A 20,730-nucleotide genomic window follows, 5' to 3' on the forward strand; every position below is an offset into this window, starting at 1 on the left:
GCCTCTCCCGAGAAATGATAGTAGTTTTGAGGTGAATTTTAGGATTATGCGAAAGTTAAAGAACGAGGAACTTGGCCGTATGGAGCCAGAAGAATTTGCGTCAGCTCAAAAATTAAATGCGTGCATTCTACTTGATGATATTCGCTCGATGAACAATGTGGGAAGTGCCTTTAGAACATCGGACGCTTTTCGCGTGGAAAAAATTTATTTGTGCGGTATTACGGCCACTCCTCCGCATAGAGATATCAATAAGACTGCTCTAGGTGCTACTGAAACGGTAGAATGGGAACATGCAACAGATATAAAAAGTCTGATTCAGCAACTGAAAGCGGATGGTTATCAAATAGTATCAGTGGAGCAAGCGGATGATAGCACTAAGCTGGATCAGTTCCTTCCAGATGCCGAATCTAAGTATGCCTTTGTTTTTGGAAATGAGGTATTTGGTGTGAACGATGACGTTGTTAAAGGATCGGATATAGTGCTAGAAATACCTCAATTTGGCACGAAACACTCATTGAATATTTCAGTAAGTCTTGGGATTACCATTTGGGATTTTGTGTCCAAAACGAAGTTTTTTAATTCCTAGTAAATTAGGGTATCGAAATCGCTACTTATACCAAGACTATGCGCATCATTCTACTTAGTTTATTGACAATCATCGCACAAATTCTTTTCGCTCAGGAAGGACCTGTCAATACTAGAAACAATCTTGAAGAAGTTGGTAGAGCCAATAACTTCCAAATGGTTTACACCTATAACAACATTGGTTCAGGCACCAAAGGGACTCCGTTTTTCAATGAGGACTGGGTAGTGGGTGATGTATATCTACAAAATGGACAGTCGCTGGAAGGGCTGAAACTCAAATTGGATCTATTCAAGGATGAATTGATTTTAAGTAAAAACAATTCAGAAATCTATATTCCTAAGTCTCAAGTAAAAGGATTCAAACTTCAATTGGAGTCTGGTGACTTAACTTTCGTAAAATCGGCACTGGCGGCAGACGAGAATATTTACATGCAGTATCTAGTGAAAGATGAACCGTTCTCCTTGGTAAAACAGCGAAAAATAACATTCGTAGAAGCTAGAAATAATGGCGCCTATAAGTCCGCTAATGCCTATGACGAATACTTAATGACTCCTAAATATTATTTGATGCAAGGGGAGGAAGTAGAGAAAATCACAGGCTCTGCCAACAAATTTGCCAAGCTCATAGTAGGTCACACCGAAGAAACCAAAACCTATATTAAAGAGCAGAACATCGACCTGAATAAAGAAGCCGATTTGATGATTCTTGTGCAGTATATCAATACATTGGATTAGAAATTGAGGGTCCAATTTCAAATGAGCGTACGTTAATTACTCACCTAATTGTTGGCATTATCAGTCGATTTTTCTCCTTTTTTGATATCATTTTTAGGTTCCTTAATCTTCAAAAAGATTAGCAATGTGATAACAGAAGTAATCAGCCAAAATGCATCTACCACAAAGATTTGAGTTTGGTTGTTCTGCATGGTTTGCCAAAACCAATCGCCAGTAACAAGTCCATTGACCACAGGAATACAGAATCCAAGTAGAGATCCGAGCAATAAAGAATACTTGGTAGTGATGAAATTGCTTTTTCTGATTGAAAAAACGACAGATAGAATCAACCACGTAATGAAAAACACTTTGTAGATCATCACTTGGGGTGTTGGATCAGCTGGATCTTTGAATAATTTGACTGCACTAAAGATTAATGCCATAGCTGGATACATCGTCAAGGAAACAGCCATGAAGATGCTTCCTACCCATTCATTAGCTTTTCGCTTCCAGGGTTCTGTGCTTTTCTTATCTCTGGCACGTACCCAAATCAGTACTCCGGACAGGATCACGAAACACGATACGATTCCAAAAATGAAGTAAATGATGCGTAATCCATAGCCGCCATAGTTGCCAAAATGAAGACTCCTCATTGTTTGATCTGCTCCTACTACATAATTGATGGACTGTGCCTCGGTTACCGAAACTACTTGCCCGGATCGATCAAGTGTCACTCTCCCCAAACCTAAAAAGGCATCTGTGGTTTGAGGTTTACCTTCTATGATGATGCGCATAGCTGGATCACCGTAATTTTGAATAACCACTCTACTCAAATTAGCATTTGTCCAATGTGATGTTGCCTGATGAATTAAATCATTCATATCCCCAGTAAAACCGATGGAGTCATTTTCAAAAGTCAATGGTTCTGGTTGATCCATCAATTCACGAAACATGTGCTCGTTATCGTTTTTATAAATCAATGAACTGGCTGGCCCTAACATGATAGTTGTACCAATAATGAGCACTGCACCAGTTACAGCAAACACAAATTGAAAGGGCAACCCTATCAGCCCAAGTGCTGTATGAGCATCCGTCCAGATGGTCTTTAGCTTAGCAGCAGGTCGAAAAATGTAGAAGTTAGAAATGATCTTTTTCCAGTGAACAACAACTCCCGTAACGATGGCAAATAGAAAAAAGAAAGCTACAAAACCGGATAGTAAATACCCATATGGGTATGGAATCTGAGCAAAAAAGTGCAGACGATAAATGAACTCACCCAGAGTGTAAGAGGAGAAATAGTTAGCCTCTTCATAGGTATTTGTATCGATATAGGTAAACACACTTTGCTTAGCTAAATCCGAAGCCAACGAGTCCTTTGATGGCTCCATGGATACCACGATGTTTCGCTCCTGATGTGGCTGACGAATATTGATATTCCGACCGTAGAGTGCTCCATACCTAGCTGCCAGCGTATCCAACACCTGATTGTAATCGGCTTCCATCTGGGTATCTGGCGCTATTGATTGACCTCTTTCCCAGGCGATGATGTCATCTCTAAAAAAGCTAATTGAGCCAGCAAAGAATATGACGTACAAAGCCACACTTATGACCAGGCCACTGACTGTATGGGTATGAAAAAGGATATTGTAAATTCTGTTACTCATCAGGCTACTGCGGGAGATTCAAATAAAAAATGGACGAAAAAAACAGCGTGAGAATTATGTACAGACCCCAGGTCACCCAACCATTTTTGATAAGGAAGGCGCAGATCAGTAATCCTGCCCACATGATGAAACCACCAAAAACTAGTGTGACCATGGTGCCTGCCCTGTCTAACAACTGAGACAGCATCATAAATAAACTTACTGTAACAAAATAACCTCCAATGAATCCCGCTGAAATCTTAGCAAAACGCTGAAGAGGACTGCTGAAATACTTCTTATTAGCTGGCATGCGTCAAAATGATTTCAATAAGTAAACACAATAAGGCAAATGCAGAACCTATTCCCAAATTGAGCAACCCGATGGGTGCTAAGACAATCACCAAACTGGAAATAGTGGAAACTAACATAATAAACCCAAAAAAGCCCGAGCCTAAACCTAACGCCATAATACACATAAACAGACCCGAAAACAGTAAGACAACTCCCAGGGAGTTGCCTTTTAAACGGTCTGATCTAAGCCACATTTCCACTTTATTTGGTGCAGCCAATACGGCCTTTTGGGATGTTTGATAGCAAAACCAGAATCCTAAAAACGTGAGGTATGTGGCTAAAGAGATCATTTACTCAAGTTCAAACTGTAGGTTGCACAATGCCAGATGAACTCGTAATCATCGCCTTTGTAAGTCCCTGGAACTTCCTCTTTTCTGGTAGTCTCCACGGTATAACGAGTTTCCCATGGAAGTGTGAAACTCACCTTTCCTTCAGCATCTGTATACAGTTTTTTACTCCACATATCTGAAATGTAAACAGCTACTTCTTGTCCTTCTACAGGCTCGCCTTTGTACAAAACATTAAGAGTGACCTCTCCATTTTTTGCTCCAGTTGAAGCAGACGAATTGATCACCACAAGACCATCAGCATTGGTTGATTCAGTGATACCTACTTCTTTACCCACAACAACTTTGGCTGTTGAGTGATAGTGTGTTTTGAATATGCCAAAATCATACTGCGTGTAGTCAATAACATCTATCTCGTTGTTATTAAGCACCACCGTGTATGTTCCATTTTCTTCCGGAGTAAACGTTCCGACAAAAGACTCTTTGCCTGCTGTGGTTTTGATTTCTGTTTTCTTACCAGAAGGAGCAACTACCCATAACTGGAAGTTTTTTACGTTTTCAAAATTCTCACCGCTTGGATCTTCGATTACACCATAGGTATACTCTCCGAAAAACACCTGTACCTTATGTGTTTTTCCAATTTTACCAGTTTCAGCTGTTTCCACCCACAAATAATGAGCAGATACCTGGCTTGCGATAACAAGCATCATTGCTGTTACCCAAATTCTTATTTGATTCTTCATCCTATTAAATATCAAAAACCGAGATGAGAATAAACTCACCCCGGTTACTCAAGAAACAATTCAATTACTTCGTTGCAAACAATGCCTGGAACTGGTTACCAATTAGCTTCGCACCTTTTGTAGCAGTGGCGCTAGCTGGATCTACCTCATATACATGAGCATCAGTACCTGTATTTACTGAAATGTATACTTTACCATTTTCTACTAAGTAAGGAGTCTTATATTGACCACCATGTAATGGCACATCTTCAACAATAGTTAAAGTCTCTGCATTCAAATCAATAACTGCAGCATTCAATATAGGAGTCACCTCACTGAACGTAGCCCACATATTCACTGCTGACGCCTGATCATCCAATTGAGTAGAGATAACCCTTGCTACTGCTAATCCATTGCCTACGTATGTACCAGAAAGCACTTTGTATCCAGTTTTACCTTCTACATCAAAATAGTAATTAGGATCAAATTCTGTTTCACCAGCATTAACCTTCAAAATACCTGAAGACTTAGTCACCTGCGTGAACCCACAAGCTTTACAACCTGTAGAAACAAAGAAGTGATCTCCACCTTCGTTTTCTAAAATCACTGGAGATCCACCGTAGTATCCGATAGGACCAGTTCTATCGTCTTTGATTGTTTTGATATAATCCAATTCAGGATAAGAGAACACACTTACATAAGCAGTGTCTGTATTAGGCGTTTGCCATGAAGTTCCGTGCAAAGGATAGAAGCTTACAAAAAGCTTATCATTATCCAAATATGCACCGGTAGGCCAGGCATTTAATTGTACGCTTTGGTCTAATGAATCCACGTAGTGGAAACTTTCATATATTGGGTGTTCTGCATTGTGATCGATAGCAATATCATCAATGCTCACTACCTGAAGATTACAATCATAAGAACCTCCGCCCCACGGAGCTCCAATTCCTAAAAAGTAATCATTGTCCAATGGCTCCATTACGTCTATTCTCTCAAAAACAAACTTACCTTGAGAAATCAACTCACCATCTTGTAGTTTATAACCGATACACTCATTCAGGTCATAACCAAATGCAAAATAAGTATCACCAAATTTGGCATTGTAATTCCATCCTATAAGCTCTACACCCTGACCAACAGCACTGATTTCTCCATTTAATAGATCATCCACGGTGATGTAATAATCTGCACTTTCATCATTTGCATTCTGAGTACGCAAAGACATAACATAATTAGCACCAGCGGTGTCTACTTCGTCATCTGTAGTACATGCTGACAACCCTGAAATGATGGCTAGGAGCAACATCATTTTTATAAAATTCAACTTGTTCATATCTAAATATTGGTTTTTGATTGGCACTATTGTTAATCAAGGAAGTAGTTCAATTTCAAACTAAAAGCCCTTCCTGGTTTTTGAAGCATAAAGTTGTCAAAGAGCACAGCATCAAAAATATTTGTGCAGCTCAATGAAGCATTATACTTGCCTCCCTTCATGCTATAAGAGAGTGATATGCTGTGCGATAATTGCCTTGGTATATCAGCTTTGGAACTCTTGCCTCCATATGCAGGCCATTTCAGATAAAATGCCTCAACAAAAGAGGTGGTCCAATTTGCAAATAACTTGTTGCTGGTTTGGGTATTGTTTAGGATAGTATATCCCGCTTGAGCATTACCAAATAAGATTGGTTCATTTGGTATTTGAGAAAGATACAGGTAGTTAGTTCCGCCAGAAACAGGGTCCGTCTTTTGTGTATTAACTATTGGTTGGTAGGTTCCATTAATAGAAGCATTGATTTTTCTGTTATAATCATAGCGTAGATTGAGCTCATAGCCAGTAACTTTTGTATCTACCAGGTTTAAATAGTTACTGGTATTTCCAACAGCATAATTTCTGATCATGTTTTTCGGCAAACGATATAAAAATGACGCTTCGGTCATCAACTGGTGCTTGCCCCATGTTTGCTGAGATAGGACACCAAAATTATAGTTTTGGCTGTGTTCAGAATCAAGGTGCGCATTGGGCTCTACTTGCAACCCGTTTCCAAAAAGCTCTAACACATCCGGGAGCCTGTAAGCATATTCATAAGAAGCTTTGATTTGAAATCCTTCAAACAAAAAATACGTAGCTCCTACACCATAGCCATATGTTAGGCTTTCCTTGCGAATGGTGTTGATTTCTTGTTGATCACCAAAACCATCCTCTTCTCTGGAAACTGAATGCAGGTAATACATTTTACCAAACCCAACCATTCGAAGCTTATCTTCTAGCAGTTTTAAACTATAGGATAGTCCTGTGATGTTCTTGCGAAGCGTATTTGGTTCCGTAAATGGCACTGAACTTAATCCAACCGGGTCACTTTGCCCCAATGGATCACTACCAATTCTGTAGAAGTAAGAAAAGGTGTTGTTAATAGCTACGGATTGATTCTCATTAATTTTATAGGACAGTAAAGAAGTAGCAGTAGACGCCTTGTCGTCAAACCTAAACTGGGTTTTATACCATGCTATTTCACCAGAAGTTGTTCCTAGTTTCTTTCTGGAACGCTCCCCAAGCCAGTTATACTCATAACTACTCGTATCTACAGTTAAAATTCTACCGAATTTTGTAAATCCATTTACTGTTAAGGTTAAGCCATCCAGGAATAAGTCAGACTTCTTGTATTTGAAAGTACCCAATATCGCCTTGTCTTCTGTATAAGCCTCTCCAACTACCTTCGTAAGGTTATAACCTGATTGAATCTCCTTATAATTACTTGACCCAATTACGCCAACCAATAACTGATCAGCATAGGGTTTATTGGTCACACCAATTTCTACCTGTACTGTTTGAGATTGATATCCGTCGTGAAAACGCTCTACTTCTTGCTCTGTTACCTTTCCTGTTTCGGTATTGGCCACCTCGGCCATTATGTCATAATTGTTGTCAGAATAATTGAAGAAGGCGTTGGCATTTACTCTTAAGCCACTATTGGTGGTATAGCGACTCACTACCGACGCTCGGTGCGTATTAAAAGAGCCGATTGAATAACTTATATCTAGAAATCGTCGGATGTTTTGATTGGTAGTAATGTTAATAGCTCCTCCAAGAGCATCGGATCCAAGGTGTACAGGAACTACTCCTTTATACACTTCAATATTGGAAATAAGATTAGATGGTATATTGTTAAGTGTAAGTGATGAACCAAAATAGTCCATAGGTATTCCATCAATAAAAAATCGGACCTGATTACCGGAAAAACCATTTAGAGTAAAATTGAAACTAGACCCTAATCCACCTTCTTCTCTGATTCGCACTCCAGATACCGTTCCCAAAATCTGATTAACATCTAAATTTTGTGTTTTCAACGGAGCTACATCAATTGCGGTAATTGAGTAGGGCATTTCTCGAATTTCTGCAGTTTCCGACTTTCCTACTACCTGTACAGCACTTAGCTCGGTGGTACTTTCTTTAAGTTTTACCGGGTCTATTCTGGAGGAATTTTCCAGCAGAACGGCTAATTCTTGCTGTTGAAAACCAATTCCTGTAAAAACGAGCGTCAACGGACCCTTTGAAAGGTTTTTCAAGCGGAAGTTTCCTTCAATATCGGTAGAAACTCCATTGCTGGTTCCTTTTACCTGTACTGTGATACCCGGAATACCTACACCAGACTGGTCAGTCACCTGACCACCAAGTGTCATTTGTCCCCAGACAACTGTACCAGAGATGAAAAATAATATGAATAGAAAAGCTGGTCTCATTATTTGTTTGCTTATTTAGAATGTTTCTAAACAACACTGCAAAAGTGTATTTGAGACGCTTCTATGTCAATCGCTAGTGGTGAGGGTTTTTGAGAGTACTAGATATAGCTATTCCATATCCCTAGATGTAGGGACGAATAACTACTTGTAGCATTACTAGGCTAGCTAATACTAGTTAGCTAAGTTGTAATTAAACGGTTTGCTTCGTAGAGCAGCATTCCTTCAGCCATCAGATTGGCCATATCTTGAGATTCTTCTTCAGTCAACGATAGCCCCACTGATGAACAATTGTTCTTTAGTATTACATTCATTTGTGACCCAATCTCATATTTAAAGTCATCCTTGCCCAAAGAATTTAGTAATTGAAGAAACGATGAGTAATCTCTGATGTTAAACATCATACAGGAGGTTTTATAAACTACCGAGAAGTTTCGACAATTCTTACACCAGTACACCATTCCATTATCAGAAGAAGTGAGAGGTGTTTGATTCAAATTATCACACATGGGGTTTCTTTAAAAGGGTGGGAGAAGAAGAGGGACGGGTTCAACAAACCCATCCCAATATTCTACTTACTTACTAGATAATAATTGATCGTTACTTAAATGAATTTTAATGGCATCACGAACTTTTGCACGAGTCTCTTCAGAACTATAATTGTTCTCAATAGCTTCATCTCCTAAAGCAAAGATTCTTCTATAGAGCTTCTCATTGTCAGCGACACTGTTGATCGTAAGTGTTTCTTGGGTAGCAAAAAGTTCATCCCATACAGCACGCACATCTGCCCAATAGCTTGAGTTAGCACTCCACCATTCTTTAGCTGCAGCACATTTACTCTCTTCTACCTTCTGATAGGTGTTCCACCCTTTTTCCCAGGCGATAAGCTCGTCAGTTCCTGCTTGTCTATTTACTTTTTTGTTGTCTTGTTCATGTATCCAGCCCTCCTTTGTGATTTCATGTCTATTTTTTCGAACCATCACATTATAGTCTTTTCTTTTGGTGTACTCTCTTCTAGGCAATGGAGCATCCGCATAGCTCTCCCAGTAGTCTTTACCATCCAGATGAACCCAACTAGCCGAGGCACCGTATCGAGGGCTATCATCCACTTGATACACATTTTGTGTCCACTGACCTTTCACTGCTTTCGGGTCAAGTGACTTATATTTCCATGAATCACCTTGATCATAGGTATATAGATCGGTGTTTTCATACAGCCAATCCTGTCTCCAATGCTTAATGATCATGGTATCCATAATGACCAATAGGTGCTGAATGACTACCTTATCTTTAGACTCTTCTACCACAAATGCATACTCCAAAGCACCTGAAGTATAATTGTCATGGTACTCATAGTCTTCTTTTGGGCTAAAAGTTTCAGCAAAATTGAAACTGATGTCATAGCATCCACACATGGATTTAATCGATTCAATGTCTGCTTTTTTTTGTTTTTGACTATAAGCTAATGTGGCAATAGTCAATAAAGTAAGTGTAAGTAGTTGTTTCATTTTTATATCATTTTTTAAAACAGTCAAGACCAGATAAACTCCTCTGCCAAAACAGAGGAGTTTGTTCTATATGAAGAGATGTAATTGATATTACTGGAGTAGTGCATATCTCAATTGCGGGTAACCACGCTCTCCATCTGCACTCAACAATGCGGTAAACTGGACTTTGTAGTAATCCCCATCAACGTCTTTGACAATAAAATACATATAATCATAAGCCACTCCCTGAGAGGTACTTCTCCATCCACTATTAATGACTGTTCTATCATCAAAAACAAACTCGTTTTCATCTACATCAGCCAAGGTAAAATTCTCATAGCTAATGTCTGTATTGGCTGTTTCACCAGGAGCTCCAAACCCACCAGGTAAATCTTCTGTGTGCAGTTTATATACACCAACACCTCCTAGTGTATTGTGAATAGCATAGTCTGAGTAGGTTAATCCAAATCCTCCACTGTAATAAGAGAATACACCTGTGAAGTTAATGTCATAAGATTCCGGCTCAACTGCCACTTCTCCACCATTCACCAAACTAAAAGCTGACATTGTATTGTATGTACTCTTAGCAATATTAACCTCGGTGAATGTGGTAGCGTCTAACTCCGCGTATTGAAGAGTGTAAGAATTTCCATCAGTCAAAATACGAACTTTCATGAACCCTCTGTGATCACCAGAAATGTTGATAGAACCAGCTTCCGCTTCTTCATCCGGAATTTCGTTTCCAAGAGAAACGATATATACAAAGTTCTCGTCCGCATTAGTAGAAATTTCAGCTATTGCCGTTTCATCCAAATTTCCAGCAGCTAAATCTGTAAACACCACTCCATTGTCTTCATCGCCGTACTGAGTATAACCAACAGGCAAACCAGCCGTTAGCTCCTCTACATTACTTACTTGAATTTCTGTCTTTGTTGCGAAATCAGGATAGTAATACAGCGTTACTGGCTCACTGAATTCATAAGCACTTGTTACACTATTTAAATCCGTTACACCAGTAAGTACCGCCGCTGAAGCTTTGATCGAGGAGTTTAAGAATACTCTGTTTTCTGAACCATTGTAGAAACCAAGCTCCCAGGCGTCTCTTCTTACCGCTGTTTGTGTTCCAGAGCTAAAGTCAATGTAAACCTGATTTGGTTGGGTAGATCCACCTGTGGCTATATCAATTTGTCCAGACTCAGAAACCACTTTTTCGAATGACACAGTGAAAGAACTACCTACTATTTGCGGGTCTTCTTCTCCGTCAACTGATACCAATGTAAAACTTACATTATTCCCAGATTCGATGAACTCAACCTTTCTGGTAACTGAAAAACTTGCATTTTCAGAACCTGATGGCACTGTTACTTCAATGGTACCATCAGTTGCTGCAGGGCTGGTTTCATAGTCAGAACCATACACCACACCATTTTCTTCAATTTCTATAACCACTGTAGTCTCCTGAATTGTAGGAGTTGAAAAACTCACTGTGACTTCTGCACTACTATTTAACGACTCAAGTCCTGCGCTAGAACCTTCAAAGTTTGCCTCAAAAATCCTGATCACCTCGTCCTCCTCATTACAAGACGTGAATACCAGGGTCGCCATTGCCAACAATAGCATCCATGTAAATCGTAAAGTATTCTTCATTAATTTAAATTGATCTTTAATAAACATTTATTTGCCTTCTATTTATGATTTTGATTTAAATGAATAGGATAGTTTCAGAAACCAAGATCTCCCGGTACTAAAAAACTGGGAGGTAGGAGCTACCCCATCATGTCCTCCTCCTGCTGATAAGCCAGATGCATTGATAGATACTACATTGAGTAAATTCCTGCTTCCTAGTGTCAGCTCGAGACTGTTGTCCAAAAAGGACTTTTTAATGCTTGCATCTGCGAGAGTATAACCCTCCAGTTTACCTGGCTCTATGGTATCTCCCGTCTGATAAAACTGCTGATCAGAACCATTGTATTTTACGTTGAGTCCAAGTCTCATACCTAATCTTTGCAGATCAAGAGACATTCTAGAAGTAATAGAAAAAGGGGTCGATCTTATTTTCTCTTCTCCCAAGTACTCAATAGTTCGGATATAATTGAATCCCAAAAGCCAATCAAATGCTTTGTAATTCATTTGATTTTCCAGAGTCAATCCATAATTGGTATAATCAGCAACATTGAGATAGGTAAATCGTGATATTGACTGGCCAGTACTTGTTTCATCCAGTATCTGAACCTGGGTAATTTTGTCCTTTATGCCATAATGGAAAGCTTTAATTCCTGAATTCCATTTCCAATAACCTCTAGTACGATGATTGCGATCTATGTCTAGCATGACGCTTATCCCATCTTCAGGACTAAGGTCCGGGTTTCCTCTCACGTCATGGTTGGCATCCACAAAATGATAGAACAACTGGGAGAAATTAGGCGTTTTGTAGGCCGACCCAACGACCAGTTTTGTCTTGAACAACTTGGGTAGATTATAACTCAAGGTCGTAGACCAAATTAAATGAGTTCCATACTTCGAGTTGTGGTTGAAACGTAGACCTGGTGTAATGGAGTATCGCTCAGATGTGCTGAATGAGGTGGTCAGGAAAGGATCTGCATACCAGATATTCTGAATGGAAATGTTGTCAGAATATGGCCCACTTGCTATGGCGTCATACCCACGCTGATATTCTGTTTCAAATCCTAAATCAACATGAAGTATTTCATTGGTGAGAAGATGATCCAGACTACCTCTGGAATAATAAATATTACTTGACTGGTTCTCTACCCGTCCTGTACTTGCCGTTTTTACCTGATAGTCCAGATTGTAAGTGTACGCTTCTACTTCTCGAATCTGCTGTTGCCATGAGCCTATAAAAGAAAATGGCTTATTAGCTAGTTTGCCATTCACATTGAGGTAGTGTCCATATCTATTGGTGATGTACTGTTCATCAGTAGCTGAGTTATCCAGCTCCTGATCTCCTCCAAGTCTTGCATTAACTGTGTGGTTATAAATGTCAATGGTCTCCTTATAAGATTCAAATTTGTACAGAGCACTCACCGTAGGACTTATTTGATAATTGAGCATCGCATTGGATGACAACTGCATCTTGGGATTCCACTCATATCCTCTAAGGCCATCCGTTTCCTTGTAATTTTTACCCTGATAGTCATTAAAAAAACCTGTGAAATCATTCCGGGAAACTCCAAGGGTTACAAAAGAACGCTCTGAAAGATTCACAGAAGCTTTTACGTTTTGAATATGTCGCCCCTTTCCAAACCATGCATACTCTGGGCCAACAGTTTCCTCCTGAACAGAAGTGCTCACTTCCCATTTGTGATCGAGGTTTTTCTTGGTCACAATGTTGATTACTCCTGCAACAGCATTAGACCCATATTGAACACCCATCGTTCCTTCAGAAACTTCAATTCGCTCTACATTTTCGAGATTTATCTGAGAGATGTCAATGTTATTCCCCGAACCATTATCGCCAGCCATAGGAACATTGTCCACTAATATTTTAACGTATTCGCCACTCAGTCCAAACATATTGACAGTAGACCGACCAGTGGCCACATCTGGAACAATGGTCATGTTCATATTGAAATTCAACACATCAGAAAGGTTGTTTCCTGCTAACTGGTCAATCGTTTTCCGGTCTATTTCCTTAACATCAAACAATTCACGATCAATAGAAACATTGTGATCAGGTGCGGAAGAAATTATCACTTCATCGAGGTTCTGGCTTGTTTGGTGGAGGTAGAAGGTTTCTGGAACATCACTGCTTATTGTATCAATCAGCGTGCGATACCCAATATGCTTAATCATCAAAGTATATGGAGGCTTGTGGGATACTATAAACCTTCCATCACCATCTGAGATAAGCATTTTGGAGTCTTTACCCTGTTGCAGTTGCACAGTAGCACCAATAATAGACTCACCAGTTTCAACATCTTGTACCACGTAGCCAGTTTGGGCCATGACCTGCTGAATCAAGCAGAAAGCAAAAATGAAAATGGTTGTTCTATAGATTCGTTGTAGATCCTGCAACCTGCTTAACAAGTAGGGACAATGGGTTTCCTTTACAGCTTTGGAAATAATCTGCTTACGATCACTAGGAGAACGCTTGAGACGAGCCTCCAAATCCACAAAAAAAGTATCGTAATTAGCTATATCCATATTATTTAGAATCGTTCTAAATAATACAAAGATGACCTACTCCGGTCAATACGTCAATCGCTATTGATAAGGGTTTTTTTAAGTACTATTATTAGCTACTCGATATTAACTATTGCTAGCTACTAATCATTAGTATTGGTATCACTAGGTGAAGGTGATCAACTTTCCTAGAAACTCTCCTCTAGCCCTTCGCCCCTAAAGGGAGTCGATTTCATTACCATCCAACAATCGTCCTTCCTGCGCAGGCAGGAATCTCATAAAATAGAATAAGCAATAATCTAATCCCTTCTCAGTGATCTCCATTTCTCCGTGGTTACTACCGAAAAGACACAAAAAAAGGAGAACCAAATGATACTAATTTTTTAAAAGCTGTATTGCTTTAGAAATAATAAGAGAATGCGTGCCATCTTTAACAAACCTAACGACATCATTTTTAAATTTATCATTTACAAAAAGTTTACTGCCTTCCTTTTCTTCTGATTGCTGAATTAATTCAATCCCTTTTAAAACCCTAAGTACCTTTTTATATCCATAATTATATTTATCGATCCCATTGAACCTGACTTTGATTACTTTATCTTCCCATTGTCTCCCCAATTTTCCATTACTAAAATAGAGGTGAAAATATGCATTTAAGAATGCTTTAGCTCTATCAATATTTTCCTTTAGTGATTCTTCACTATATTTTATTACTTGCTCTACATTCTTATCATATGTACAATTAATAAAAATATCCTTATTAATCTTTTCATTCCCATAGTCATTACTCAGATTCAACAACTTGCATTGAATAAATTGAGTTTCACTATCAAACCCACAATTATAGAAAAAGGAATAACCGTCAATTATTGAGTTCTCCACAACTATTCCTGAAAAATCAAACTTTATTTTTACCTCTGAGTTTAAATTTACCAATGCTAGGTTATCCAATTTATTTGGAGACCTTTCAAACAATGTCCTTATCAACCGCGTGTTAGATTCATTATCATTTGGTTTAAATCGGTGGTTTATTCTTAAAGCAATATTCAGAATATTACCGCTTGCTCTATTTTTTAACTCCTCGCTAATAATAGTATTTTGATTGATTTGTTCAATAATTTCAGAAACCATCAAATGATCATCTTCTTCCCACCTACGTATCCTTTTTGATACCTCAATATTCAAACCAGAATCATACCAGCAACTCTCTGCAATTATTTCAATAAGATTTCTGCCTATAGATGGCTTACTTGTTTCCTTGAAATTGAAAAATTCTGCTATTTCTACAGCTCTGAATACTTCAATAAAGAAATCATATCTAAACCTTATTTGAGAAGGAGAGCTAATCAAGAAAGGGTGTGATTTAAAAGCTTCCAAATTTACTTCATCAATATGTCGATGAAGTGCATTACGCATTTCACTTTTTAAGTTCCTTGTTTTAATATTCCCTCTTTTATCATTTGACAAATAACAGAAAAACTGAATCTGTTCATCAACCCTAATTTGTCCAACACGTTTCATTTCCCGATCACAGACTCTGTATAATATGTAATCGTTATTCACTTTTGGATTTAATTTAGAACTAGCAAAATCTGTTAAGTCAAGCTCTAAATCTTCGCCAGAAAGCGATATTACTGATTGAATTATATCAAGAACGTACGGATGAAAGAGCTCATCACCCTCCTCAAACCTGAATTCGTCAGCCATCTTCATGGCTTTTTTCTGTTTTGAAGTTTTATCCAGACTTTTCTCAAAAAACTGAACCGCTTGATTACGATCGAAAGGTTTAAGATCTATAACATCGAATTTAAAATCCGTTATGGCATTATTCCAAAAATGAGTCCTACATGTTATGATTACCTTTCCACTACCTAAATCTTTAGACGAATCTTCAATTGACTTTAAAAAAGCTTCTACATCGAAACCAGGAACCTTAGAAATAACCTCATCTAATCCATCAATTACGACTAGAAAATTTCCTGCATCCAGGTTTAAGTAGAAAAGCTCTTCTGATAATTTCTCTCCTTCTAATTGATTATCATTAAATAAGGCTTCATAGAAATTATAAACAGATAATTTAGTTACGTGATTCGCTCTTTTGAGCAAATTATCCTTAATTAACAATGAATCAATAAACAGAGGAATAGTTTCAGGAGATAATTGTAAAAATCTATCCATGAGATAATGGGCAAACGTAGTTTTCCCAATCCCTCCTGTTCCTTTCAAAATAATGATTGGCTCAGATTCCTTGTTTCTCCAAATATCAATGTATTTCTCAATGTCGGTTACATCATTGGTACTCGAATAGGAGGGGATAATAAAATGTGCTATTTGAAGAAAATCCTCTGTTGAATTAGTTATGTCTGTTTTGGGTGTGCATGAATTTCTAATAAAATCATCTATATAAAAAGTGTTTATTGGAGAAAACAATCTTTGAACATTAGCCAATCTTCTTGAAGGATCAGTTTGTCCTTTTTCTTTTTGAAGTAAGATTACTAAACTCTGTTTTTCAATTACTTTTTGATGGGTAGTAAATAAATGTTTAACAGTTTGGGTCAAATTTATTCCAGAGTACAAGTACAAATAATGCGTCAATTTTTTTATTACTGGATCTATTTCTTGAAAAAGTTGATACCCAATTTTAAGACTCTTTTCTTCGTACTTACCAATTTCAGTGAAAGCGGCATTACGTTTATATAGCCTTAGCACATTATGAAATCTTGAATAACCTTTAAAATCCCTTTTATCTAAGTCATTTTGAATACTAAAAATAAATTCACCTCCCTTATGACCTTTCATTCTAAGTGGGTGGCCTTGGGGAGACTGTAATTCATTGTCTGCGAACGAGTCTTTCACATGATCTATTAATTTTCCTATTCTAAATTCCTTTTCCGCTGTTTCTAAATATTCAATTATATATTTAGCAAAATCACTATTTAAGAGTGGATCTTTGGGAGCCCAAGATTCATCAAATGCTGAAACCAATGCCCATCTTGAATTTCTTTCACCATACTCATCAATTGATTTTGATGACTCTTCACTAATAAGAAGCGAATGTGAGAAACAGCTATCAACTATTAAAAACAAGTGTTTACAGCTAATTTGACTTAAAAGAGTAATAATTGTATCATTTCCAATCCAAGTTGTATAATCATTCTTGCCGTCTACAGGAATCCAAAAACCCCTTTTTGATCCTGAATCATAATGACCATGACCAGAATAAAAAACTACTAAGTTATCGCGAGACTCAACTTTTGAAGCTATAGATTTGAAAACTTCCTGAATATTATAATTTGAGGCGGAAGAGTCAAATAGCTCAAATGTATGCTCTTCTTCGAAATGATATTGATTATACAAGACATCTCTAAAATCTTTGACATCTTTGACACAATTAGATAATGTAGATTGACTTTGGTACTTGTCAATTCCGATTAGTAATAGATAATTTTTCAAGGCAGTGAATATTGATTAGTAATATGGCAAAATATTACACTTACCTCATAAAAAAAAGGAGAACCAAATGAATGACTCTCCTTTTACAGGTGTATGAATGTTAATCTTAAGCTTCTCCAGCATCGTAGCTAACACCTAGAATTCTTTCTTCGATCATACCAAGAGCGATTTTATCTTCTCCCAATACATCAAACAATTCTAAGCATCTTCTAGCGATGTATTCTTCTTCAATTTGCTCTGTAACAAACCATCTCAAAAATTCTTCTGTTGCAAGATCTCCTTCTTTACGACAAAGTCTTACAATATCGTGGATGGCATCAGTTACTGCAATCTCCATTTCAAGTGCTTTTTCAAAAACACTTCTCAGTTTGTCAAACTCATGCTGAGACTGGTCTACAGCAGGCGAGATAGCCTCGCATTCCATGTCTACAAGATAGTGGAAAAACTTCAATTGATGTTTACGTTCTTCATCAGATTGTTTGAAGAAAAATTCCGCACAGTTGTCATAGCCTTCTTTGTCACACCAGGCAGCCATTGCCAGGTACGCCGCAGATGACTGAGCTTCCATCTTTACTTGTTTGTTGATTATGTCTACGATCTCGTCATTGAGAACAGAGTGTCTTCTTAATATATCCTTCATAGCATTCAAAGTGTTTAAATTCTACAACAACAAAGGAACAATAAAAGATTGTTATTGAGCTTATCGAATCATAATTTAAAACTATTCTAAAGAAGAGACTTTGTTCGGATTTAAATTAAATGTGGATTCATCAACGGAATGAGAATATTCACTTTTTGTTTCTTTAATATGGCTTATTTCAATTGGCCACCCCGAATTTAAGTCATATTTAAACTTATACTCTTCAGTAATGTCTATCAGAGGTACGTCGACATCTTCAGGAATTTCTCGTCCAATTTGCCTGAAGCGATCTTTTGTAGCATTAATCAAAATCTCTATTGCCTCCTCACCGAATTTTTGCTTAATAGTTATTTCTCCAACCGCTGCTACCTTATCAAGCTTCGAAAGCTGAAGACTTACATCCACTGGAATTGAACCATTAGTTAGTGGTGATTGCTGTTCCATTTGGAATTGTTGTACTTCTCCTTCCGTTACAAGAACTCCATATAAATAATGGAATTGTTGAATCTCCCTCATTAGATGAGATGCTTCGAAAGCTGATTGGTCTATATAAATGGACTTGGTCCTCGAAAAGTCATTCTGCATTTGAGTTCCATATTGTGTAGTACCAAGTTTTTGATATTGGTAAACATATATTTTATTTAAAATAGGCCGTATCTCCTTCCAGTTTATGATGGTCGTAAAAGTACCAAGCTCATTAGTTCGGTACTTTATCCTTAGTCCTTTCATCTTTTGCAGAACTTCTTCTGCTAGTTCATCCATAATTTCACCATTGCTTCTAATCTCTGAAGTGAAGTCTTTATAATACCAGTCTAGAGTGTAAGAATCATCTGTAGAATCAGTAACTACAAGTTGAATATTCCAGGTTACATCATATAAACTGGATGTATCTTCAAATGCATGTCGAGACCTGTTGTATTGAAAGTCTAGAGTATCCTCAACGTTCCAATAACTCATGATAGAGACATCAGAACCATCAACTAATCTTTGAGATTGAGTTTCGAGAAACAATAATGCAAGTAGTATAGCTATAATAAACTTCATTATGGCACTAATTTATAACCCATGCCAAATTTAGCTGAATTTTGGATTGTCAATCACTACATCAGTTGTTCAGTAGAACGGTTATAATCTCAACCTAAAATCTCGGTTGTAGCTAAAGGTTTCTAAAAAAGTCCTTTTGTAATTAGTAGGTCTTTGACCTTAAAAAACCTTCCTAACCAGCTGTTTGTGGATGATGTTAGCAACCCCTCTTGATAGTGATTATCCTAACGAGTTTAGATAGTTCAAATCTCCCCTTTGTAAGGAGAGAGAAAGATGGGTTCTTTATATCTTGATTATTATTTTCAAATATTTACTCTTCTAAGAAGAATCAAATTGAACTGATGAACCCTATCAACCTTGAATCAATTGGTCAATATTTGATGACTAATTCAGCAAATATCTCCGATTTTGTAGTTACCTATTCCTTTATGGATCATCTGATTAAATTCACCAGAGAGTCTGATCAAAAAGTTGATTTAATTTCTCTGGTCCTCAATAATGATCAAAATCCATCCATAAACATTGGGGCTGGAATTGCTCTTAAAAATTTAAATGCAATTAGATCTGATATTTTTCAAACACAACAGAATGGTATTAACATCTGGAGTACCAACTATTTCAATCTTACAGGACAATCTATTGATCATTTGAATTCGTCCTCCTTAAAAATATCAGATGACGGTAATTTAGATAACTTCCTTATAGTTTTCGACAACTATTTAATGCAGCAGGCATTACCATTTTTCAATCATATCAATAATGAAAAAGACCTTATTCCTTTGATTGAAAATATCTCAATTCGCGAATTGGGCCAACTTTTTACAGGGAGCGGTATTCTTGATAAAGCCATTATTTATAAGCTTTCAAATCATCCAGATGCATTTACTTTTATTGATAACCTGGAAACAAGGTACAAAACGAAAATGATTGAGAATCCTACGGAATCTGCGTATAAGGAACATTTGGAGTTAATCCAAAAGGTACAAAGGATACTAGAAATTTAGTTAATCCTGTCGATTTGACCTCAAAAAACCTTCCTTACCAGCTGTCTGTGGATGACGCTGTTGAGCTCTAGCATGGTGAAGGCTCCACCGAACAGGTCTTTAAGCTCAAGGACATTGTGAATAGATAAAGCGAAAATGCGGTCGCAATGTGGCATGTGGATGATCTCCACATCTGGAGTTTCGCTAGAGAGCAATGTAGCTAAGTCGATTTTCTGGATCTTACGCTTAAAGGTGATCAGTTCACAAGCACGAAACGTCACCGTATCTCCACCAAAGTGAAGAATGTAGTGTTCCGTCGCATCACACTGATGCAAAGACGCATTGGCTGTCTCGTATATAAGCTCCTTCGTACTTTCCATTACAATTTTGGACACTTTTTACAGTGTCTTCCCTTCTTCTTATACTTCTTGCAGCATTTCTTGAAAACACACTCCGTGCTCTCCATCATTGACCCTTTATCAAATGGGTTGAATGACTGAAATCCGTGCTCCTCTGTAGGTGTCTCCTTATTCATTATTTAGAATAATTCTAGATAGCAAAAATCACTTAAAAATCTAGTGCATGCAATAGCTATGGTTAGGTATTCATATCACTAGAAGTAGTGAGTTTGCCCTGACATATTTCTCATCAAGAAATTTCGTCAGGGATCTTTTTTGTGTTTATATCAATTCCATTAGTTCCAGCCAGTCAGACTGGTTTTCCAACTAAAAGGCACCTAATGAATTTTTCGCCTTCCCTTTAGGGAAATCAAGGGCAAAAAGGCGAAATACTAATTCATTATTTAGTTTCTACTGGCAATCTGATTAGCCGCACACTTCTCACAGCCGGGTTGTTTCTTACCTGAAAACTGTAGATACAATCGGCGACCTAAAAAGAACGCTGCTGCTCCAAATAAACCGATCACCAGAAGTGTTTGTGCCAT

The 20,730-nt window shown here is 37.7% G+C and carries 18 protein-coding genes; 3 read left to right on the forward strand and 15 right to left on the reverse strand.

Annotation, left to right across the window (positions count from 1 at the left end):
* Positions 1-46: 46 nt before the first annotated feature.
* Positions 47-586 (forward strand): RNA methyltransferase, encoded by a 540-nt coding sequence (locus tag NXS00_RS12735; RefSeq protein WP_258099590.1) that lies wholly within the window; start codon positions 47-49, stop codon positions 584-586.
* 38 nt (positions 587-624) lie between these two features.
* Entirely contained in the window at positions 625-1,320 is a 696-nt protein-coding gene (locus NXS00_RS12740; protein ID WP_258099591.1) for a hypothetical protein, read from the forward strand.
* Between the two features lie 44 nt (positions 1,321-1,364).
* Here NXS00_RS12740 and NXS00_RS12745 read toward each other — a convergent pair whose 3' ends face one another.
* The 13 genes from NXS00_RS12745 to NXS00_RS12805 form a co-directional block, all read right to left on the reverse strand.
* On the reverse strand, positions 1,365-2,963 hold the full coding sequence (locus NXS00_RS12745) for a PepSY-associated TM helix domain-containing protein (RefSeq protein WP_258099592.1): 1,599 nt from the start codon (positions 2,961-2,963) through the stop codon (positions 1,365-1,367).
* Between the two features lie 4 nt (positions 2,964-2,967).
* Positions 2,968-3,252, reverse strand: coding sequence for a hypothetical protein (locus NXS00_RS12750; protein ID WP_258099593.1), 285 nt, complete (start codon positions 3,250-3,252; stop codon positions 2,968-2,970).
* Positions 3,242-3,583: a hypothetical protein gene (locus tag NXS00_RS12755; protein WP_258099594.1), complete on the reverse strand. Its 342-nt coding sequence runs from the start codon at positions 3,581-3,583 to the stop codon at positions 3,242-3,244. Before NXS00_RS12755 ends, NXS00_RS12750 begins: the two co-directional genes overlap by 11 nt.
* Positions 3,580-4,323, reverse strand: a complete 744-nt coding sequence (locus tag NXS00_RS12760) for a DUF4198 domain-containing protein (RefSeq protein WP_258099595.1) — start codon at positions 4,321-4,323, stop codon at positions 3,580-3,582. Before NXS00_RS12760 ends, NXS00_RS12755 begins: the two co-directional genes overlap by 4 nt.
* Before the next feature lie 64 nt (positions 4,324-4,387).
* Positions 4,388-5,611: a DUF4374 domain-containing protein gene (locus NXS00_RS12765; RefSeq protein ID WP_258099596.1), complete on the reverse strand. Its 1,224-nt coding sequence runs from the start codon at positions 5,609-5,611 to the stop codon at positions 4,388-4,390.
* A 56-nt stretch (positions 5,612-5,667) separates the two neighbouring features.
* Positions 5,668-8,040, reverse strand: coding sequence for a TonB-dependent receptor (locus tag NXS00_RS12770; RefSeq protein ID WP_258099597.1), 2,373 nt, complete (start codon positions 8,038-8,040; stop codon positions 5,668-5,670).
* A 179-nt stretch (positions 8,041-8,219) separates the two neighbouring features.
* The gene (locus tag NXS00_RS12775) at positions 8,220-8,546 is read right to left on the reverse strand and encodes a DUF6686 family protein (protein WP_308709058.1); all 327 of its coding nucleotides are present in this window, start codon (positions 8,544-8,546) and stop codon (positions 8,220-8,222) included.
* A gap of 66 nt (positions 8,547-8,612) precedes the next feature.
* Positions 8,613-9,545, reverse strand: coding sequence for a DUF6607 family protein (locus tag NXS00_RS12780; RefSeq protein WP_258099599.1), 933 nt, complete (start codon positions 9,543-9,545; stop codon positions 8,613-8,615).
* Positions 9,546-9,635: 90 nt separating this feature from the next.
* Positions 9,636-11,171, reverse strand: coding sequence for an HmuY family protein (locus tag NXS00_RS12785; protein WP_258099600.1), 1,536 nt, complete (start codon positions 11,169-11,171; stop codon positions 9,636-9,638).
* Positions 11,172-11,213: 42 nt separating this feature from the next.
* Positions 11,214-13,688 carry a TonB-dependent receptor gene (locus NXS00_RS12790; RefSeq protein ID WP_258099601.1) on the reverse strand — a complete coding sequence of 825 codons (2,475 nt, stop codon included), beginning with the start codon at positions 13,686-13,688 and terminating at the stop codon, positions 11,214-11,216.
* Positions 13,689-14,042: 354 nt separating this feature from the next.
* A complete protein-coding gene (locus NXS00_RS12795) occupies positions 14,043-17,120 on the reverse strand; it encodes a caspase family protein (RefSeq protein ID WP_258099602.1) in 3,078 nt (1,025 codons plus the stop codon).
* 106 nt (positions 17,121-17,226) lie between these two features.
* Positions 17,227-17,760 (reverse strand): ferritin, encoded by a 534-nt coding sequence (locus NXS00_RS12800; protein ID WP_258099603.1) that lies wholly within the window; start codon positions 17,758-17,760, stop codon positions 17,227-17,229.
* An 81-nt stretch (positions 17,761-17,841) separates the two neighbouring features.
* Complete coding sequence (locus NXS00_RS12805) at positions 17,842-18,804, reverse strand: hypothetical protein (protein ID WP_258099604.1); 963 nt, start codon at positions 18,802-18,804, stop codon at positions 17,842-17,844.
* 341 nt (positions 18,805-19,145) lie between these two features.
* On the opposite strand from NXS00_RS12805, the gene NXS00_RS12810 reads away from it, so the two are divergent.
* Positions 19,146-19,808, forward strand: a complete 663-nt coding sequence (locus NXS00_RS12810; protein ID WP_258099605.1) for a hypothetical protein — start codon at positions 19,146-19,148, stop codon at positions 19,806-19,808.
* A 20-nt stretch (positions 19,809-19,828) separates the two neighbouring features.
* Here NXS00_RS12810 and NXS00_RS12815 read toward each other — a convergent pair whose 3' ends face one another.
* Both NXS00_RS12815 and NXS00_RS12820 read right to left on the reverse strand, forming a co-directional pair.
* Positions 19,829-20,167 carry a hypothetical protein gene (locus tag NXS00_RS12815; protein ID WP_258099606.1) on the reverse strand — a complete coding sequence of 113 codons (339 nt, stop codon included), beginning with the start codon at positions 20,165-20,167 and terminating at the stop codon, positions 19,829-19,831.
* Positions 20,168-20,589: 422 nt separating this feature from the next.
* Positions 20,590-20,730, reverse strand: a complete 141-nt coding sequence (locus NXS00_RS12820; RefSeq protein WP_258099607.1) for a hypothetical protein — start codon at positions 20,728-20,730, stop codon at positions 20,590-20,592.

The organism is Marinoscillum pacificum (genome assembly GCF_024714495.1).
Lineage (GTDB): Bacteria > Bacteroidota > Bacteroidia > Cytophagales > Cyclobacteriaceae > Marinoscillum > Marinoscillum pacificum.

Bases quoted from the DNA above. Each gene is read 5' to 3' on its own strand.
- NXS00_RS12735 (WP_258099590.1), top strand. From the start codon at position 47: ATGCGAAAGTTAAAGAACGAGGAACTTGGCCGTATGGAGCCAGAAGAA.
- NXS00_RS12790 (WP_258099601.1), bottom strand. From the start codon at position 13,688: ATGGATATAGCTAATTACGATACTTTTTTTGTGGATTTGGAGGCTCGT.
- NXS00_RS12785 (WP_258099600.1), bottom strand. From the start codon at position 11,171: ATGAAGAATACTTTACGATTTACATGGATGCTATTGTTGGCAATGGCG.
- NXS00_RS12740 (WP_258099591.1), top strand. From the start codon at position 625: ATGCGCATCATTCTACTTAGTTTATTGACAATCATCGCACAAATTCTT.
- NXS00_RS12780 (WP_258099599.1), bottom strand. From the start codon at position 9,545: ATGAAACAACTACTTACACTTACTTTATTGACTATTGCCACATTAGCT.
- NXS00_RS12750 (WP_258099593.1), bottom strand. From the start codon at position 3,252: ATGCCAGCTAATAAGAAGTATTTCAGCAGTCCTCTTCAGCGTTTTGCT.
- NXS00_RS12810 (WP_258099605.1), top strand. From the start codon at position 19,146: ATGAACCCTATCAACCTTGAATCAATTGGTCAATATTTGATGACTAAT.
- NXS00_RS12760 (WP_258099595.1), bottom strand. From the start codon at position 4,323: ATGAAGAATCAAATAAGAATTTGGGTAACAGCAATGATGCTTGTTATC.
- NXS00_RS12775 (WP_308709058.1), bottom strand. From the start codon at position 8,546: ATGTGTGATAATTTGAATCAAACACCTCTCACTTCTTCTGATAATGGA.
- NXS00_RS12815 (WP_258099606.1), bottom strand. From the start codon at position 20,167: ATGGAAAGTACGAAGGAGCTTATATACGAGACAGCCAATGCGTCTTTG.
- NXS00_RS12820 (WP_258099607.1), bottom strand. From the start codon at position 20,730: ATGGCACAAACACTTCTGGTGATCGGTTTATTTGGAGCAGCAGCGTTC.
- NXS00_RS12770 (WP_258099597.1), bottom strand. From the start codon at position 8,040: ATGAGACCAGCTTTTCTATTCATATTATTTTTCATCTCTGGTACAGTT.
- NXS00_RS12755 (WP_258099594.1), bottom strand. From the start codon at position 3,583: ATGATCTCTTTAGCCACATACCTCACGTTTTTAGGATTCTGGTTTTGC.
- NXS00_RS12800 (WP_258099603.1), bottom strand. From the start codon at position 17,760: ATGAAGGATATATTAAGAAGACACTCTGTTCTCAATGACGAGATCGTA.
- NXS00_RS12765 (WP_258099596.1), bottom strand. From the start codon at position 5,611: ATGATGTTGCTCCTAGCCATCATTTCAGGGTTGTCAGCATGTACTACA.
- NXS00_RS12745 (WP_258099592.1), bottom strand. From the start codon at position 2,963: ATGAGTAACAGAATTTACAATATCCTTTTTCATACCCATACAGTCAGT.
- NXS00_RS12805 (WP_258099604.1), bottom strand. From the start codon at position 18,804: ATGAAGTTTATTATAGCTATACTACTTGCATTATTGTTTCTCGAAACT.